This window comes from Bradyrhizobium sp. CCGB20, from assembly GCF_024199855.1.
Classification (GTDB): domain Bacteria; phylum Pseudomonadota; class Alphaproteobacteria; order Rhizobiales; family Xanthobacteraceae; genus Bradyrhizobium.
Map to the genome: position 1 here is coordinate 4,360,366 of NZ_JANADN010000001.1, position 14,745 is coordinate 4,375,110.

The 14,745-nt window shown below is 64.6% G+C and carries 15 protein-coding genes; 8 read left to right on the top strand and 7 right to left on the bottom strand.

All coding sequences use genetic code 11. The annotated features are described in order from the left end of the window. Positions 1-14 precede the first annotated feature (14 nt). From NLM15_RS20035 to NLM15_RS20045, 3 genes are all read right to left on the bottom strand, one after another. Complete coding sequence (locus tag NLM15_RS20035; RefSeq protein WP_254124300.1) at positions 15-2,207, bottom strand: RNA degradosome polyphosphate kinase; 2,193 nt, start codon at positions 2,205-2,207, stop codon at positions 15-17. Between the two features lie 141 nt (positions 2,208-2,348). Then, positions 2,349-3,026, bottom strand: a complete 678-nt coding sequence (locus NLM15_RS20040; protein ID WP_254118775.1) for a DnaA ATPase domain-containing protein — start codon at positions 3,024-3,026, stop codon at positions 2,349-2,351. A gap of 92 nt (positions 3,027-3,118) precedes the next feature. Continuing rightward, positions 3,119-3,661 (bottom strand): CDP-alcohol phosphatidyltransferase family protein, encoded by a 543-nt coding sequence (locus NLM15_RS20045; protein WP_254118776.1) that lies wholly within the window; start codon positions 3,659-3,661, stop codon positions 3,119-3,121. A 156-nt stretch (positions 3,662-3,817) separates the two neighbouring features. Here NLM15_RS20045 and purM point away from each other — a divergent pair, with 156 nt between their 5' ends. Together purM and purN are read left to right on the top strand one after the other, a co-directional pair. Continuing rightward, the gene (gene purM, locus NLM15_RS20050; RefSeq protein WP_254118777.1) at positions 3,818-4,891 is read left to right on the top strand and encodes a phosphoribosylformylglycinamidine cyclo-ligase; all 1,074 of its coding nucleotides are present in this window, start codon (positions 3,818-3,820) and stop codon (positions 4,889-4,891) included. Continuing rightward, the gene (purN, locus tag NLM15_RS20055; protein ID WP_254118778.1) at positions 4,891-5,544 is read left to right on the top strand and encodes a phosphoribosylglycinamide formyltransferase; all 654 of its coding nucleotides are present in this window, start codon (positions 4,891-4,893) and stop codon (positions 5,542-5,544) included. The genes purM and purN overlap by 1 nt, the downstream gene beginning before the upstream one ends. 93 nt (positions 5,545-5,637) lie before the next feature. On the opposite strand, the gene NLM15_RS20060 is transcribed toward purN, so the two are convergent. Then, positions 5,638-5,844, bottom strand: coding sequence for a cold-shock protein (locus NLM15_RS20060; protein WP_007591938.1), 207 nt, complete (start codon positions 5,842-5,844; stop codon positions 5,638-5,640). A 372-nt stretch (positions 5,845-6,216) separates the two neighbouring features. Between NLM15_RS20060 and NLM15_RS20065 the strand changes: the two genes are divergently transcribed. Then, positions 6,217-7,431 carry an autotransporter outer membrane beta-barrel domain-containing protein gene (locus NLM15_RS20065; RefSeq protein WP_254118779.1) on the top strand — a complete coding sequence of 405 codons (1,215 nt, stop codon included), beginning with the start codon at positions 6,217-6,219 and terminating at the stop codon, positions 7,429-7,431. 96 nt (positions 7,432-7,527) lie between these two features. Here NLM15_RS20065 and NLM15_RS20070 read toward each other — a convergent pair whose 3' ends face one another. Further along, entirely contained in the window at positions 7,528-8,568 is a 1,041-nt protein-coding gene (locus NLM15_RS20070; protein WP_254118780.1) for a LysR family transcriptional regulator, read from the bottom strand. Between the two features lie 71 nt (positions 8,569-8,639). On the opposite strand from NLM15_RS20070, the gene NLM15_RS20075 reads away from it, so the two are divergent. From NLM15_RS20075 to NLM15_RS20095, 5 genes are all read left to right on the top strand, one after another. Beyond that, positions 8,640-9,257, top strand: coding sequence for a hypothetical protein (locus NLM15_RS20075; protein WP_254118781.1), 618 nt, complete (start codon positions 8,640-8,642; stop codon positions 9,255-9,257). Continuing rightward, positions 9,244-9,864, top strand: coding sequence for a GNAT family N-acetyltransferase (locus tag NLM15_RS20080; protein ID WP_212486263.1), 621 nt, complete (start codon positions 9,244-9,246; stop codon positions 9,862-9,864). Before NLM15_RS20075 ends, NLM15_RS20080 begins: the two co-directional genes overlap by 14 nt. A 25-nt stretch (positions 9,865-9,889) precedes the next feature. Further along, on the top strand, positions 9,890-10,453 hold the full coding sequence (locus tag NLM15_RS20085; protein WP_254118782.1) for an isochorismatase family protein: 564 nt from the start codon (positions 9,890-9,892) through the stop codon (positions 10,451-10,453). 34 nt (positions 10,454-10,487) lie between these two features. Further along, on the top strand, positions 10,488-10,655 hold the full coding sequence (locus tag NLM15_RS20090; RefSeq protein ID WP_254118783.1) for a hypothetical protein: 168 nt from the start codon (positions 10,488-10,490) through the stop codon (positions 10,653-10,655). A 158-nt stretch (positions 10,656-10,813) separates the two neighbouring features. Further along, positions 10,814-12,196, top strand: coding sequence for an aspartate aminotransferase family protein (locus tag NLM15_RS20095; protein WP_254118784.1), 1,383 nt, complete (start codon positions 10,814-10,816; stop codon positions 12,194-12,196). Positions 12,197-12,355: 159 nt separating this feature from the next. On the opposite strand, the gene rnd is transcribed toward NLM15_RS20095, so the two are convergent. Together rnd and NLM15_RS20105 are read right to left on the bottom strand one after the other, a co-directional pair. Further along, positions 12,356-13,504 (bottom strand): ribonuclease D, encoded by a 1,149-nt coding sequence (rnd, locus tag NLM15_RS20100; RefSeq protein WP_254118785.1) that lies wholly within the window; start codon positions 13,502-13,504, stop codon positions 12,356-12,358. A 292-nt stretch (positions 13,505-13,796) separates the two neighbouring features. Further along, positions 13,797-14,720, bottom strand: a complete 924-nt coding sequence (locus NLM15_RS20105; RefSeq protein WP_254118786.1) for a LysR family transcriptional regulator — start codon at positions 14,718-14,720, stop codon at positions 13,797-13,799. Between the last annotated feature and the right edge of the window lie 25 nt (positions 14,721-14,745).

The following is a 14,745-nucleotide window of genomic DNA, read 5'->3' on the forward strand; positions in this document are numbered from 1 at the left end:
TCGGGAATCCCGGATCAGGATTGATGACGTTCATTACGGCGCGTGAGACGGCGCGGAGAGGATTCCTTGAGCGACTTTCCACGGCCAGACAGACTCGGATTTGTCATGAAGTAGTTGTGGACGTTGAAAGGCTCCTCGCCCTTCGCGGTCTTCATACGCGTTGAGGACCCGTCCGGCAACAATTGCCAGCTCTGCTCATTGTCCTTCAGGTTCGCGACCATGATCTGCTCGAGAACCTGCTGATGCACCGTGGGATTTTGCAGCGGACACAGCACCTCGACGCGGCGGTCGAGGTTGCGCGGCATCATATCGGCCGACGAGATATACACAGCCGCTTTCGCGCTCGGCAGGCCCTGGCCCATGCCGAAGCAGTAGATTCGGCCGTGTTCCAGGAAGCGCCCGATGATCGACTTGACGCGGATGTTCTCCGACAGGCCCGGAATGCCGGGCCTGAGGCAACAGATGCCGCGCACCACGAGCTCGACCTGAACGCCGGCTTGTGAGGCCTCATAGAGCGCGTCGATGATGTCGGGGTCGACCAGCGCATTCATCTTCATCCAGACCGCGCCGGGCCGGCCATGCCGCGCATGCGCCGTCTCGCCCTGGATGTGCTCGATGATGCGCTTGCGCAAGGTCAGCGGCGACACCGCCATCTTTTCCAGGTCGCTCGGCGCGGCATAACCGGTGATGAAGTTGAACACGCGCGCGGCATCGCGGCCGATGGTCGGGTCCGAGGTGAAATAGGAGAGATCGGTGTAGATGCGCGCGGTGACGGGGTGATAGTTGCCGGTGCCGGTGTGGACGTAAGTCGTGAGGCCGCCGCCCTCGCGGCGCACCACCATCGACAGCTTCGCGTGCGTCTTCAGTTCGAGGAAGCCGTAGACGACCTGCACGCCGGCGCGCTCGAGGTCGCGCGCCCAGCGGATGTTGGCCTCCTCGTCGAAGCGTGCCTTGAGTTCGATCAGCGCAGTGACGGACTTGCCGGCTTCGGCAGCCTCGGCAAGCGTACGCACGATCGGCGAGTTGTTGGAGGTGCGGTAGAGCGTCTGCTTGATCGCGACTACGTCGGGGTCGCGCGCGGCCTGCTGGAGGAACTGCACGACCACGTCGAAGGATTCGTAGGGGTGGTGGACGACGAGGTCCTTCTGCCGGATCGCGGCGAAGATATCGCCGCCGTGCTCACGCACGCGCTCGGGATGGCGCGGCACGTAAGGGGTGAATTCGAGATCGGGCCGGTCGAGGCGGGTCAGCTGCGAGAGCTCGTTCATGGCGAGGACGCCGTCGACCAGGAACACCTCGTCATCGGCGGCCGAGAGCGCATGCTGTACGAAGCTGCGCAATTCCTCCGGCATCTTGGCGTCGATCTCGAGCCGGATCACCGACCCGCGACGGCGGCGCTTCAGTGCGGTCTCGAACAGGCGGACGAGGTCTTCGGCCTCTTCCTCGATTTCGAGCTCGGAGTCGCGGATGATGCGGAAGGCGCCCTGGCCGTGGAGATTGTAGCCGGGGAACAGGCGGTTGATGAACAGCCCGGTCGCCTGCTCCAGCGAGATCAGCCGGACGACCTTGCCCTCGGCCGGCAACCGGATGAAGCGGTCGATCTTGCCGGGCATGCGGATCAGCGCGTTCATCTGCTTGCCGTCGGCAGCGCGTGTCAGCTGGAGCGCGATGGTGAAGCCGAGGCTCGGAATGAACGGGAAGGGGTGAGCCGGGTCGATCGCGAGCGGGGTCAACAGCGGGAACACGTTGTTGAGGAAGTAGTCCTCGATCCAGGTCCGCTCCGCCTTGGTGACGTCCTTGCCGTCGACCAGCACGATCCCGACGTCAGCCAGTGTGCCGCGCAGGTCGCGCCAGATCGCCTGCTGGTCGGAGGCAAGCTGCGAGACGGTGCGGTTGATCAGCGCGAGCTGCTCCGACGGTGTCAGGCCGTCGGGGCTGCGCTCGGCAATGCCCTCGCGCACCTGGGCCTTGATGCCGGCCACGCGGACCATGAAGAATTCGTCGAGGTTATTCGCTGAAATCGACAGGAATCGCACCCGCTCCAGCATGGGGTGGCTGGGATTGACCGCTTCCTCCAGGACGCGGCGGTTGAAATGCAGCCAGGAGAGCTCGCGATTGATGAAGCGCTCGGGGCTCGAGGCAATCGCCGGAAGGCCTTCGGTCTCCGGAGATTTTTCTTTAATTTCAACAGCTTGCGCAGAGTCCATCAGAAGTCGGTCCATCCAGTTCGCCCCAATTTGCGACTTGCGCGCAAAACCGCCGGGAGCATGTGTTAGTCCGATGACGTTTCGATGACATTGATGTTCCGCCGCCGCGCCCCGTCAAGCGGCCTTGGAGCCGGGGGCGGGTCAGGCGTCCCGAAGCAGCTCGGCGGCCAGCGCCCGAGTGACGGGGCGACCGAGGCGCAGGGCCTCGCTGTCGAGCCGTTCCACGGCCTCCCGCGCGGCGGCCGAAGACCGTTCCAGGCGGGTGGCGAGGTAGCCGACCACGCTCTCGTCCACGGCGAGCTGGCGGTCGGCGCAAAATTTGACGATCAGGCCGCGGAAGAGCTGGTCGTCGGGCGGCAGCAGCGAGATGACGGGCACGGCGCGCAGCCGCGAGCGCAGGTCGCGCAGATCGATCTCGATCGATGCCGGTACCTCGCGACCGGTGAAGAGCACATAGGCGCCATCCTCGCGGGCGAGGTTCATCAGGTGGAACAGGGCGCGCTCGTCGAACTCCCTGGCCCTGAGATCCTCGACCACCAGCGCCCCCGTGGCGAGCGCGCCCGGGACGGTCTCGGCGGTCAGCCCATTGGCCGCGGTCGAGCGGGCGCCTGAAACCTCGGCCCAGATCGCGGCGAGATGGCTCTTGCCGCTGCCTTCCGGGCCGGCCAACCACATGATCCGGTTCGGCCATTCCGGCCAGGCATCGATGAGGGCAAGACCGGCTGCGTTGGCGGGGCCTTCGAGGAAATTGTCCCGGCTGAGGCTCTCCGCATGCGGAAGCGAGAACGCCAATTGTCGGGGATGAACGCGGCCTGCCACGCTTGCTTTGCTCCGTGCCGGCATGCCGGCTTGTTTGAAGAGAGTCGACTTCATCGAGCGGGAGTTGGCCTTTTGCGGGGCCGCATCCCGGCTCATTTGGCCTCGATAGTGCTCATGTGCCGCAGCCACTCGACAAGATAGAGCGACACGGAGGCGAGCGTGAAGACCGTGACGAGGCCCATCAGGACCTTATCATAGGGTGCCGGGTTGAAGCCGAAGGCGAGGGAGGCCAGCACCAGCGCCGCATAGGCCACCTGGGCTGCTGTGTTCAGCTTCGACACCTTCGACGGCTTCATCTCGACCGGCTTGTCGAACAGCCAGGACACGATCACGGCGGCGACGATCATGATGTCGCGCGACACCACCAGGATCACGATCCAGCGCGGGATGTCGCCCCAGATGCCGAGCGCCAGGTAGATCGAGACCAGCAGGGCCTTGTCGGCGAGCGGATCGAGCAGGGCCCCGAGTTCGCTCGTCATGTTGAAGCGCTTGGCGAGGAAGCCATCGACCGCGTCGCTGATGCCGGCAATGAGGAAGACGGCGAATGCCACCTCCATTTGGCTCGACACGATCGCCCAGACGATGATCGGGACCAGCATGATGCGGCCCAGGGTAATGATATTCGGAATACTCACGCGGCGCGTCCTGGCACCCGGTCTGACCTCGAATCCGGCCCCCTTCGAGGCTGAACCGGTTGATATCTCTACATAGTATACGGAGGTGCGCCATGCGAGCCATTGCGTGTCCCCGGAATTCGACGTAACCAGCCGCAAACCCACTGGAAATCGGGCATGACCGACCGCAAAAACGGCCTCACCTACGCCGATTCAGGCGTCGATATCGACGCGGGCAACCGCCTGGTCGACCTGATCAAGCCGATGGTGCGCGCCACCGCACGGCCCGGCGCCGACGCCGAGATCGGCGGATTCGGCGGCCTGTTCGACCTCAAGGCGGCCGGTTTCAAGGATCCCGTCCTGGTCGCCGCCACCGACGGCGTCGGCACCAAGGTCAAGATCGCGATCGAGACCGGGCTGCATGGCGGGATCGGCATCGACCTCGTCGCCATGAGCGTCAACGACCTCGTGGTGCAGGGCGCCGAGCCGCTGTTCTTCCTGGATTATTTCGCCTGCGGCAAGCTCGACCCGGAGGCGACCGCCTCGATCGTCGCCGGCGTCGCCGAAGGCTGCCGCGAATCCGGCTGTGCCCTGATCGGGGGCGAGACTGCCGAGATGCCCGGCCTCTACAAGGACGGCGACTACGATCTCGGCGGCTTTGCCGTCGGGGCCGCGGAGCGCGGTACGCTGTTGCCGCGCAAGGACATCGCCGCAGGCGATGCCGTGATCGGGCTGGCCTCGTCGGGCGTGCACTCCAACGGCTTCTCGCTGGTGCGCAAGATCGTCGAGCAGTCCGGCCTCGGCTTCGAGGCGCCGGCGCCGTTCGCGCCCGTCATGACGCTCGGCGGCGCGCTGCTGACGCCGACGCGGCTCTACGTCAAATCCTGCCTGCGTGCGATCCGCGAGACCGGCGCGGTGAAGGGGCTTGCCCACATCACCGGCGGCGGTTTCACCGACAACATCCCGCGCGTGCTGCCGAACCATCTTGGCGTCGGCATCGATCTCGCGCGCCTGCCGGTGCTGCCGGTGTTCAAATGGCTGGCTGCGCAGGCCGGTATCGCCGAGCTCGAAATGCTGCGCACCTTCAACTGCGGCATCGGCATGATCGCGATCGTCGAGCCCGACAAGGTCGACGAGGTCGTGCAGGTCTTCAGCGACGCCGGCGAAACGGTGGCGCAGCTCGGCACCGTGATCCCGGCCGAGGGCGAGCACCGCGTCGTCTATAACGGCCACCTCGATCTGGCGCTGTGATGAAGCGCCGCGTCGCCATCCTGATCTCCGGCCGCGGTTCCAACATGTCCGCGTTGATCAGGGCTGCGGCCGCGCCGGATTTCCCGGCGGAGATCTCGCTCGTGATCGCGAACAAGGCCGATGCGCTCGGGCTCGAACGGGCCAGGGCGAGCGGCGTGAACACGCTGGTGATCGAGAGCAAGCCGTTCGGCAAGGACCGCGCCGGCTTCGAAAAGGTGCTGCAGGCGGCGCTCGATCAGCACGGCATCGAGCTGATCTGTCTCGGCGGCTTCATGCGCCTGTTCACCGCGGAATTCACCAGGGCCTGGTACGGGCGGATGCTGAACATCCATCCCTCGCTGTTGCCCTCGTTCCCCGGCCTCGATCCACACGGTCAGGCCTTGCGCGCCGGCGTCAAACTGTCGGGCGCGACGGTGCACTTCGTCATCCCCGAGACCGATGCCGGCCCGATCGTGATGCAGGGGGCGGTTCCCGTCAGCGACCACGACACCGCGGACACGCTCTCGGAGCGCATCCTTGAGGTCGAGCATCGCATCTATCCCGAAGCGCTGCGGCTGCTCGCAACCGGCAAGGTCAAGATCGAGGGCGATGTGTGCAGGACGGACGGCAGCGGACCGTCGGAGAATTTTCTGCTTTCGCCGGTGGTGCGCTGAAGCGCCCTCGCACAATATTCGTCTTCGCAAACAAAATCCCCCGGCAGAGCCGGGGGCAACGTCATGATCTCGCGCGCCTGGGCTCGAGAGAAATCAGGAAACCTTGAGGTTTTCCGCGGATGCTTTGCCGCGGTTTTCCACGAGGTCGTATTCAACCACCTGATTTTCATTGAGGGTGGAAAGTCCCGCACGCTCGACGGCGGAGATGTGGACGAAGACGTCCTTATCGCTGCCGTTCGGCTTGATGAACCCATAGCCCTTGGTCGGGTTGAACCATTTGACGGTGCCCTTTTGCGGCATCCTCAGTCTCCTCCACTAGATACAAAAACGACGCGGCCGCTTTTTCGCGTGCCACGCCACAAACGGGCTTCCGGAAGTCTGTTCGAGTCTCATTGTCGCGAAACGCACAGCCGAGCGGCCAATTCCGATTGTGTCCAATATTGCAACATGAAAATCGCGCGTTAGCAAGCCGCGCACGGATTTCAAGGCCGGCCGGGATGTCACCGTCTGCTATTTGCGACCTGTGGCAGGGGAACCACAATCCGGGCAATAGCCTCGGCCATGGTGCGCCAACTGGTTGACCCTCCGTGGCAGTTCGGCACAAATCGCCGCACGTGCCGCAGCTCGTGTTGCATTTTTGCGGGCCGCCATTTTGCTTCGGGATTAGTCATCATGTGCTGCACCTCGCAGCTGTCCGGGACACGGCAGACGATCGGGCTGGACCGTGTCCGCCGGGTCGCGGCTGTGGCCGCCAGGACCATTGCAGCCAAGTCCTTTGCCGCCAAGTCCTTTGCCGCCAAGTCCTTTGCAGTCATGGCGCTTGCGCTCGTCGCGATGATGTCGGCGACGCCAGGCTTCGCGCAAAGTCCGACGCCCACGCCGACCCCGACGCCTACGGCATCGCCGACCCCGGTCCCGATCCCGACCTCGACCAATTACGACCTATCAGCCGGCAACACCGCGCTCAATCTCGGCTCGAATTTCCTGGAGCGGCTGGGCAACCAGGCATCGGGCGGCGTCAACCGCGCGTTCCGCACCAACCCCGGCGGCGGCGGCGCCTCGGCGAGCACGGAAGATCCGCGCTATCGCACCTGGTTCGAGGGCTACGCCATCTCGGTGCGGACCGACGCGCAGGGCGATTTCGTCGGCGACAAGCGCAAGACCTTTGGCGGCGTTGCCGGCTTCGGCGCACGGGTCGCGCCGGGCGTCAATCTCGGCTTCTCCATCGACCAGAGCCACACCGACGTCGACGTGCCGCTGGCGCTGCAGTCGGCGACGCTCGACCTGACGCAAATCGGCTTCAACGGCTCGGTCGACAAGGGACCGTGGACGTGGGCGTTCGCGGTGGTGCACGGTTTCGGCAAGGTCCATTCCAGCCGGGACACCGGCGCTGGTCTTGCGACCGCGGGCTATCGCGCCGCCGTCGACGGTGCGCTGACCGAGATCAGCTATTACTGGACCAAGGACCAGATGCGCGTCGTGCCCAAGGGCGCGCTCGAATATGTGCGCGCCACCAGCGTCGCGTTCCAGGAGTCCGGAGGGCTCGATCCATTGAACGTTGGCTCCACTGCACTCTCACGCGCGCGCGTGATGATCGGCGCGGAGATCGGGCGCTACTTCATCTACGATCAGAAGATTCTGGACCTGTCGGCCTACGGCAAGTTCGTCGACAATTTCTATCAGAACCTGGGATCGGTGCAGGTCAGCCTCGGAACTCAAAGCATCGTCGTGCCCGGCATCGGCGAGGGCCGCTACGGCATGGACGCCGGCGCCTCGGCCTCGCTCAGCCTGACCAACACCGCGCGGCTCTACGTCAATTACGACGGCAAGTTCCGTAACGAGCTGACGTCACATCAGGGCACGGTCGGCTTCGAATACCGGTGGTGAAGCGAGCATGATCCGGAAAAGTGTGCAGCGGTTTTCCCTCGCGACAAACGCGGACCGCGTTTGCGCGGAGATCATGCTCAAAATAACGACCTGCGCTCACGTCGGCGTCACCGCGACAGAACCCGTGAGCCCGAAGGCCTCGCGCGCAGCCGTCATGATCGGCACCAGCGCATTCGGATGGATGAACTCGTCGCGGAAGCAGGGATAGGTCTTGGCATCGAAGATCTTCTTCAGCCAGTCGACCACGATCTTGTGGCGCTCGGAGTTGCGGAATTCCTTGTGATAGGTGAGCCAGAGATCGGCGTGGTGGCTGACGCCGAGATCGACGGCAATGAGCGGTGCGCCGAGTGCGATCGACACGGTCGGCAGGAAGCCGATGCCGGCGCCGCGCTCCACCGCATAGAGCACGCCGACCGAGGAGTTGGTCTTGATCCCGACGATGCCCTCGAGCGATTTCAGTCCGAGCACGCGGGCATAGGCGCCGTCGTCGACCTGCGGCGCGCTCTGCTTGATGATGCGGTGATCCGTCAGCTCGGCCAGGGATGTCGGCACGCCGTAGAGGCGCTCGTATTCCCTGGAGACAAAGGGATAGATGTGCAGACGGCCGAGCTTGGCGACGATCAGGTCGGGATTGGTCGGCGGCTCGAGCTGGATCGCGATGTCGGATTCAAGCCTTGCGACGTCGGCCTGCTCCATCGCGCAGCGCAGATCGACGGTGATCTTGCGATAGGTCTTCTGGAAATCGATCAGCCGCGGCAGGATCCAGAAATTGCCGGGGCCTTCCGTCACCGCGACACGCACGGTGCCCGCGGTGTCGTTCGACGATCGCGACGCACGCCGGAAGACGTTGAAGGCATGACGCTCCATATGCGCGACGTCGGCGATCATCGCGGCGCCTTCATCGCTGAGCGTCAGTCCGCTCTGGTCGCGCAGGAACAGCTTGCAGTCGATGCTCTCTTCGAGCCGGTCGATCCTGCGCATCAGCGTGGTGGAGGTCAGTCCGAGTTCTTCCGCGGCGTTGCGGAAACTTTTATATTTTGCGCACGCTAAAAACAATTTCAAATCGTCCCAGGACGCGTCCAGGGCTTCTTCACGGTGCTGCATCATAGCAGCACCCCGGTGCAATAACTGCTGCATACTCCTGGTCCCCAACCGCTAAGCTCATCGTCATAGCGGGGCACTAAAGCCTCGGACGATAGAGGCGGGACATGAGTATGGAAAGGGGCTCGTTTGCCGCAAGGCATGATTTCGATGCCTTGCCGCTGAGCCCGGACGTCGACGTTCGCTGTGCGCAACCTTCCGAAATCGCCGCACTTTCCGAAATGGCACACCGGCTGGTGCCGGGCGTCCGGATCGGAGCGGCGGAGCTTGCGCGATATTCCACCTTCGATCCCGAGAGCATCCTGACGTTCAGCCGCAAGGGCAATCTGCTCGGCGGCATGGCCTTCCTGTTCCTCAATGACCGTGGGCATGATGCGCTGCTGCTCGACGAGATCTGCCTGACCGCGCCCGAGACGCACTATCTCGCGTCCGCGAAGGAGGACGTTGCCGCCATCTACATCTGGGCGATCGCGACGGCGGGGCGCGGCATCGCCGGTCTCGGCAAGGCCGCGGCTCATCTGCGTCAGATAAGATTTCGCGGCGCGGATTGCTATGCGCAGCCGTCAACCGTGGCCGGACGCGACATCATGAAGGCGACGGGCTTCGAACCCGTCCCGAGCTTCCAGCCCGATCTCTGGTGTTACGAGCGACCCTGGCATCGGCAGCCGATGCGGATGCCGGGAGCGATCATTCAAGCAAGGAGTTTTGCAGATGCACGGTACTAGGATTCCTCTCGCGAAGCCCGACTCCCGCGCCATCACCATCCGCCTCGCGCGCGATCCCGGCGATCTCATGCTGGTCACCGCCATTCGCTCCGCGGTCTATCTGGCCGAGCAGGATTGTCCGTTCGAAGAGGAGTTCGACGGCAACGACATGGTCGCAGCGCATTTCATCGGCTACGTCGGCAACGAGCCTGCGGGCTGTCTGCGGGTACGCTTCTTCGGCGATTTCGCCAAGGTGGAGCGGCTCGCGGTGCGTCACCAATATCGGCGCTCGCGCGTCTCGTTCAAGCTGGTGCAGGCGAGCGTCGACTACGTGAAGCGCAAGGGCTTTCGCAAGATCTACGGCCAGGCGCAGGACCGGCTGGTTGATTTCTGGGCTCATTTCGGCGCCAAGCCGCTTGGTCACAACCGCAAGATCACCTTCTCGGATTTCTCCTACACGGAAATGCTGCTGGAGATCGAGCCGGGGCCGGACGCCATCACGCTGGACAGCGATCCCTATGTGATCATCCGTCCCGAGGGCGATTGGGACCGGCCTGGCGTGCTCGACGCATCGGCGGGACGGGCAGTGACCTCGCCGCTGCGAGACCTCGCACTCGCCGACCACTGAAACTGGTGCAGCTCCGCGCAAGAAAATGCTGGCTTCCATCACCGATGATCCGCCGATCCTGGTCTGCGCGGATCTCCAGGTCGAATATCTGACCCCCGGGCGTCGCCATGTCATCCTCGACGGCGAAGCCGCCACCGTGCGCTGCCTGGAACTCCTGACGCTGTGGCGCACCAACCTCTGGCCGGTGATGCATCTGAAGCGCATCGCCCAGGCCGCCTGGTTCAATCCGGCATCCAGGCTGACCGATTGGATCGCCGAGGCGAAGCCGCGGCCCGGCGAAATGACGTTTGAGCACCCGCTGCCGTCGGCCTACAGTTCCTCACGGTTCGTGGACTACATGTCCAATATCCGCAATGTGCGCTGCATTCTGGTCGGCTTTTCCCTGGATGAAACCATCCTGGCCACCGCCGTCGACGGGTTTCACCGCAGCCACCGCTATCAGGTGATTGGAGACGCCGTGGCCTGCCGGCAGCCGGGCACGGGCGATGCCGCCGCCTACAAGCATGCGGTAGTGAATGTCGTCGGGAATTTTGCTACGATCCACGCCAGCGCCGAACTGATCAGAACCAGCGGCGCCATCGCGGTGTAGGCGGCCGCGATCGGCGGATGGATGGGGTGGGACATTGTCACGCGGAGAGCAGCTCAAGGAGCTGGCGAGCGATTTGTCGCGTGCCGCCGAGACGGCGCGACGCCTCGGCTTGCTTACGACGGTTTATCTGCTGTCGATGGCGCTGGTCGAGGTGAGGGAAGCCGCCGCCGCTGACCATGGGGACGACGACGGGGCGGCCTGAGCGTCTTCGCGCGTGCGGCTTTGTGCAACGCTGCTGAGCGCTTGCTGCCGACGAATTGGCGTTGCAAGTTTTGTCCTGCCGCAATAGCCAAGTGATGCAATCATCGCGTGATGACGCTGGCCGGGCCGGCGACGTGACCACTTAAGGGATCCCCGCAAATGTCCATGCTGCCCAATTCGCAAGAAGCCCGGGATGTGGCCTATCAGCTCCACGCCTATACCAACGCGCGCGCGCATCAGCAGGCCGGTCCGCTGGTGATCGAGCGCGGCGAGGGCCCTTATGTGTTCGACGCGTCGGGCAAGCGCTATTTCGAGGCCATGGCGGGCCTGTGGAGCGTCGGGCTCGGCTTCAACGAGAAACGTCTGGTCGAGGCCGCGCACAAGCAGATGCAGGCACTGCCGTTCTACCATACGTTCTCCGCCAAATCGCACGGCCCCTCGATCGACCTCGCCGAGAAGCTGGTGGCGCTCGCGCCTGTCACGATGAGCAAGGTGTTCTTCACCAATTCCGGGTCGGAGGCGAACGACACCGTCCTGAAGCTGATCGCCTATCGTTCCAACGCACTCGGCCAGCCGCAGCGCAAGAAGGTGATCAGTCGCATGCGCGCCTATCACGGCGTCACCATTGCCTCGGCAAGCCTCACCGGCCTGCCGAACAATCACCGCTCGTTCGATCTGCCGCTGCCCAACATCCTTCACACGGGCTCGCCGCATTTCTACAAGGACGGCGCGCCTGGCGAGAGCGAGGAGGCGTTCGCGACGCGCCGGGCCGAGGAACTCGACGCGCTGATCCAGAAGGAAGGGCCCGATACGATCGCGGCCTTCTTCGGCGAGCCGGTGATGGGGGCGGGCGGCGTCGTCGTGCCGCCGGCGACCTATTGGGACAAGATCCAGGCGGTGCTGAAGAAGTACGACATCCTGCTGGTCGCCGACGAGGTGATCTGCGGCTTCGGCCGTACCGGCAAGATGTTCGGCTGCGAGACCTATGGCATCAAGCCGGATGCGATGGTGGTCTCCAAGCAGATCACGTCGAGCTATTTCCCGCTGTCGGCGATCATCCTGAACGACCGGATGTTCGAGCCGATCGCGGACGAGAGCAACAAGATCGGCGTGCTCGGCCACGGTTTTACAGCGGGGGGCCATCCCGTCGGCTCGGCCATCGCGCTGGAGAACCTCAAGATCATCGAGGAGCGCGGCCTGGTCGCGCACGCCGCCGAGCTCGGCGCCTACATGCAGGGCAAGCTGCGCGAGCTCACCAGCCATCCGCTGGTCGGCGAGGTCCGCGGCGTCGGCATGATCGCGGCGATCGAGCTCGTGCTCGACAAGGGCCGCAAGACGGCCGCGGCGACGCCCGGCGCAGTCGGCGGCATCGCCAGCCGCATGCTCCAGGAACGCGGCGTGATCTCGCGCAACATGCTGGATGCCATCGCCATCTGCCCGCCGCTGATTGTCACCAAGGCCCAGATCGACGAGCTGGTCGCGGCAATTTCAGGCGTGCTCGAGGATATGAAGCCGGAAGTGGCGAAGCTGACGCCGGCGTAGCGAGGCATCGGGATAGTCGACCCTCACCCTGAGGAGCGCGCTCTTTGCGCGCGTCTCGAAGGGCGAGGCCGAGGTCCGGGCCTTCATCCTTCGAGACGCGCGTTCCGCGCTCCTCAGGATGAGGGTTGGGCTCTGTCGGCGTTGCTGGTCCCGCTGTCGCTACGCCCGCTGAACCCCGATCACGCGGCCTTTCTCGATCGCCAGGGCCAGCTCGCCGCGCTTCAGCTTCAGCGCGGCATCGCCGAACAGCTCGCGGCGCCAGCCGCGCAAGGCGGGGACGTCGGCCTCGTCGTCGGCTGCGATCTCTTCGAGATCGTCGACGGTGGCGATCACCTTGCTGGCGACCGCATGGCGTTCTGCCGTCATGCGCAGCAGCACCTTCAAGAGCTCGACAATCGCCGCGCCATTGCTGTTGTTGCGCGGCTTCTCCAGCTTCGGCAGCGTCGAGAAATCCCGCGCCAGCCCGCGCTCGACCGCGGCGACGATGTCCGCGCCCCATTTGGATTTCTCAAATCCCTTCGGCACCGAGCGCAGATGGGCGAGCTTCTCCAGCGTGTTCGGCGCGTGGGTCGCGATGTCGCTGATGGCCTCATCCCGCAGCACGCGGCCGCGCGGCACGTCGCGGCTCTGCGCTTCCTGCTCGCGCCAGGCGGCGACCTCCATCAGGACCGCGAGGTCCTTGGGTTTGCGGACCCGCGTCTTCAGCCGCTCCCAGGCACGCTCGGGATGGAAATCGTAGGTCCTGGGCGAGGTCAGAACCTCCATCTCGATGGAGACCCATTCGCTGCGGCGGCGCTTCTTCAGATCGGCATCGAGCGCCGCAAAGACGTCGCGCAAGTGCGTAACGTCGGAGACTGCGTAGTGCATCTGCTCCTTGGTCAGCGGCCGGCGCGACCAGTCGGTGAAGCGGTGGGTCTTGTCCGGGCGATGGCCCGTGACTTTCTCGACCAGCGCGTCATAGGCGATGCTGTCGCCATAGCCGAGCACCATGGCCGCGACCTGGGTGTCGAACACCGGGTGCGGGATGATGTTGGCCTGATGCCAGATGATCTCGATGTCCTGGCGGGCGGCGTGGAATACCTTCAGTACGCCCTCGTTGCCCATCAGCTCGAAGAACGGCTTGAGGTCGATGCCCTCGGCCAGGGTGTCGATGACGATCGCTTCCTCGGGGCTCGCCATCTGCACCACGCACAGCAGCGGGTAATAGGTGGTTTCGCGCAGGAACTCGGTATCGACGGTAATGACGGGGTGCTTGGCCAACCGGCTGCAGGCAGCCGCGAGGTCAGCAGTGGTGGTAATCAAATCCATGAACGGCCCATGACGAGATCATCAGCCGTTCTGCCGAAAGCGCTGTGATGTCAAGGGGGTTGGAGCGAATTCGAGCCTTGCATTTGGGCCGGAATCGCCAGATCGGTCGAAATTCCTATTCGTAACGGATCCGGTGCGAGGATTTGCGGGCGCAGGGCAGCGCCACCACGACCACGCACATGGCGACCAGCGCCAGTCCCAGGAACTCGAAAACCAACAGATCCACGGCGAAATCTCCAGAAACATTGATAGATTTGTCGGGGGTGCGTTGAGGGTCTGTTAATTCTCGTGGTTACCGGCCGAGGGCCCGGCCGGATGGTGGACGGGGGGTTAATGGGGGACCGGGGGCCTGCGTCATGTCATGAGCTTCGGCAAGCGGCAGCCGGGGCGAGCGGGGCCACAGCGCGTGGCAGTCGTAGAGGAATTCCACCTGGCCCCCGAAGAGATCGACCAGCGCGCCGGCGTTGAGGCGTTCGCGGACCAGCCAGTAGGGTAGCCAGGCGAGCCCCATGCCTTGCGCGGCGGCATCGGCGATTGCCTCCAGATCGTCGAGCCTCAGCCTGCCTGATGGCATGATCTCGCGCGCGGGCTGGTCTTGTTGTGGAAATAGCCACGGCCGGACGCGCCCGGAGCGGCGATAGATGATCGCCTGGTGAGCGGCGAGATCGTCCAGTGATTTCGGCTTGCCGTTGGCGCGCAGGTAGGACCGCGCGCCGCACACCACCATGCGCTGGCTTGCGATGCGTCGCGCGATCAGGCCGGACTGGTCGTCCAGATCGCCGGTCCGGATCGCAAGATCGTAGCCGGCCTCGACGATGTCAGCGATCGGATCGGCGAAGGAGAGGTCGAGCTCGAGATGCGGATATTTCCGCGCGAGCTTCATCAATAACGGGGCGATGCAATGCCGTCCCAGCAGGGCCGGCATGGTCACGCGCAGCCTGCCGCGCGGCTCCGAGAGCTCGTCGGCAACGACGGCATCGGCGGCTTCGGCTTCGGCGAGCACCGCGCGGCAGCGCTCGTAATAGGCTTGGCCAGCTTCGGTCAGGCTCTGGCGCCGCGTGGTGCGGTTGAGGAGGCGGACGCCGAGGCGCTCCTCGAGAAAGCGCACATGCTTGCCGACCATCGGTCCTGAGATCTCGAACGCATCGGCCGCTGCTGCGAACGAGCCGAGATCGGCGGCCCTGACGAACACGGCCATGCTGCTCAGGCGGTCCATTGAAAACTCCTGGTTTCGACTGTTC